The organism is Marivita sp. (genome assembly GCF_020055635.1).
Lineage (GTDB): Bacteria > Pseudomonadota > Alphaproteobacteria > Rhodobacterales > Rhodobacteraceae > Marivita.
In genome coordinates, this window is the sequence record NZ_JAIPUT010000168.1 from 1 (window position 1) to 2,763 (window position 2,763).

The window sequence follows — 2,763 nt, forward strand, 5'->3', positions numbered from 1 at the left end:
AACAGAATGAAACCGACGATCGAAACGATGGCGAGGACACAGATCAGGATACGGTCATAGGGCATGATCACCCGGAAGTCCCAGTTGAACACGCCGTCCACGATCTTTGGCACTCCGCGCTGTTTCTCTCCGAAAACAAGCAGGATGACCGCGTCAAAGAAGAACGCCAGCCCGGCGGCCAGAAGCATGGTGCTTTCTTCCCGGGAGGATCGTTTGATCACGGGGCCGAAGAGAAATTTCTCGATCAGCGCGCCCAATATGAAAAGCGTAACGCAAGACATCAAAAGTCCCAGGACAAAGGGAAACCCCAACTGCCCGTAGAAGGTATAGGTGACGAAGCCGCCCAGAACGTACATTTGCCCATGGGCAAAGTTGAGCACGTTCATAAGGGCAAAGATCAGGGTCAGACCAAGGGCGATCATCGCGTATTGCGCCCCCAGATAGACCCCGTTCGCCAAAATCTGTTCCATGCCATCCCCGCCTGTTGTTCATGATGTCTCCGGGCCCAGTCCGGGACCCGCAATTCGGTGTCGTCCGGCCAGCGCAGAGGCCCCGGCCGGACCGAAGTGTGACGGTCAGTCGACCTCGGCGACGAACAATGTCTCGAACGCGCCATCCTGATAGACATTGACCACGAGCGGCACGGCAATCTGACGTTTCTGGCCGAATGAGGTCATGCCCACGTAGCTCAGCTTGGCGTCACCAACCATGTAGGGGTTCGACGCTTCGAACGTGTCCATGGTCGTCTGGAACGCATCGACGTCGTCGATGGCGGACGGGTCTGCCTTGAGGGTTTCGAGGATGTATTCGAGAGCGTAGACCTTGGTGTTGGACTCGTCATTGTACTCGCCGAACATATCGGTGTAGCGCTGAACGAATTCGCGCATCATGTCGGATGCCAGTTCCGGTGTCGATGCACCGCCAACCGAGATGAAGCCGTTTGCCAGATCACCTGCGCCTTCGGCGAGAACACCCGCATCCTGTGCTGTTTCTGTTGAAATCAGCCCCTGGAAACCCAACTCGCGCGCCGAGCGGATCAATTGCGGTGCGTTGGCGGGCGAAACCCCGGACAGAACCAGCAAGTCAGGCTGTGACCGCATCACCGGTGTCAGAACAGGGGTAAAGTCGGTCGTGTCGACCTGGTAGGTCACGTTGTCAGAGACCACCTCAAGGCCAAGCTCCTTGGCCGCGGCCACACCGCCGTCCCGCTGGCTGAGCGGGTCGGATTCGTTGGCGGCCACAAAGGCGACGGTTTGGATGCCCTCGTTTTCCATCAGGTATTTGTAGATGGCCGGTCCGGATTGATAGTTGGCAACCATCCCCAGAACAGCATTTGACGCCGGGGCCGTATACAGCGATTTCGGGAAGGCATAGGGGAAGTACATGATCCCGTTAGCCTCGGCCACGGGACGCACGGCGGCAGCGCCGTCATCCACGTTCGGGCCAACAACGTAATGGATGCCTTCCTGCGCCATTTTCTCCATGCCGGCGATGGCGCGCTTGGGGTCCTTCTGGTCATCGAATGATACGATCTCGATGTCATAGGTGGTCTCACCGATTGTGTAGCCGCCTGTCTCGTTGATCCATGCGGCCCGCGCTTCCATCGAACGCTGATTGGAAATGCCCCAGGCTGCAGCCGGGCCACTGGTCACACCGACGAACCCGATCTTCAGCGTCGGGTTTTCCGCCAGCGCGCCGGTGGCTGTCAGCGCGGACAAAGCCGCCGCTGCCACAGCGGACTTCAGAACTGTTCTGCGTTTCATGATTTTCTCCTCCGTTGAACTTCACCCGACATGTTCCAAGCCGGATATCCCAGGCCGTATTTCATTGGCTGGCTGTCTTCAGAAAAAGATTGTTAACAATTTATGTCAACGATAATTTGACTTTGTGTTGGCGCTGCCTACTGTTTTCGTGAACGCGAATTGCAACTAAACTGCCGGCACGGCGCATAGAAAAATAAAGAATCCGGAGGCTAAGGCTTTGGTAGTTCAGAAAATTCATGAGGATGGTTCGTCTCTGGGCGAAGAACACAAGATCGTGGATCGAATCTACAGCGCAGTCATGCAACAGACATTGGCTCCGATGACCAAGCTGAGCGAATCGACCATCTGCGAGAGTTTCGGGGTCGGGCGCATGAAAGCGCGCCGTGCTCTCCTGCTGCTGGCGAGCCAGGGAATTGTCGAGCTCCGGTCCAACCGCGGGGCTTTTGTGGCCAGCCCGAACCAGAAAGATGCAGATGAGGTTTTCGAGGCGCGAATCCATATCGAGCCCAGCCTCACCGCCCAGGTGGCCGAGCGCATCGACGCGCAGGGCCTCAAGGCGCTGACCGAGCACATCAACAAGGAGAAAACGGCGCACCTTGCCGAGAACCGCCAAGAAATCATACGACTTTCGGGCGAGTTCCACGTGCTTATCGCGACCGTCTCCGAAAACGGGTTCCTCACCCGAACCCTGCGTGAACTGGTGACACGTACCTCCCTCATCGTGGCGATGTTCGGGTCAGGCAAGCCGTCCTGTTGTCGTGACGATGAACATGAGAAGATTCTCGAAGCCATCGAAGCGCGCGACGCTGGCCGTGCGTCGGATCTTGCCAAAGAGCATCTGGAACACATCCGGCTGGATCTCGACTTCACCAAATCTCACAAGACAGAACCGGATCTGGTCAGCTTGCTGAGGGCGGATTAAATCCCCGAGGGCCGTGCGCGCGTCTCTGAGAGCAGTGTTTTGCCGGAGGCATAAAAATAGGGACCGCCGTCGAATTTC

Annotated in this window: 3 protein-coding genes; 1 reads left to right on the forward strand and 2 read right to left on the reverse strand. The window is 57.3% G+C overall.

Annotated elements, in window-relative coordinates; all coding sequences use genetic code 11:
- The coding region (locus LCF60_RS24190; RefSeq protein WP_292295079.1) for a branched-chain amino acid ABC transporter permease at positions 1-470 on the reverse strand (470 nt) is incomplete at its 3' end.
- 105 nt (positions 471-575) lie between these two features.
- Positions 576-1,763 (reverse strand): ABC transporter substrate-binding protein, encoded by a 1,188-nt coding sequence (locus LCF60_RS24195; RefSeq protein ID WP_292295080.1) that lies wholly within the window; start codon positions 1,761-1,763, stop codon positions 576-578.
- Between the two features lie 274 nt (positions 1,764-2,037).
- On the opposite strand from LCF60_RS24195, the gene LCF60_RS24200 reads away from it, so the two are divergent.
- On the forward strand, positions 2,038-2,685 hold the full coding sequence (locus LCF60_RS24200) for a GntR family transcriptional regulator (protein ID WP_292295081.1): 648 nt from the start codon (positions 2,038-2,040) through the stop codon (positions 2,683-2,685).
- Positions 2,686-2,763 lie beyond the last annotated feature (78 nt).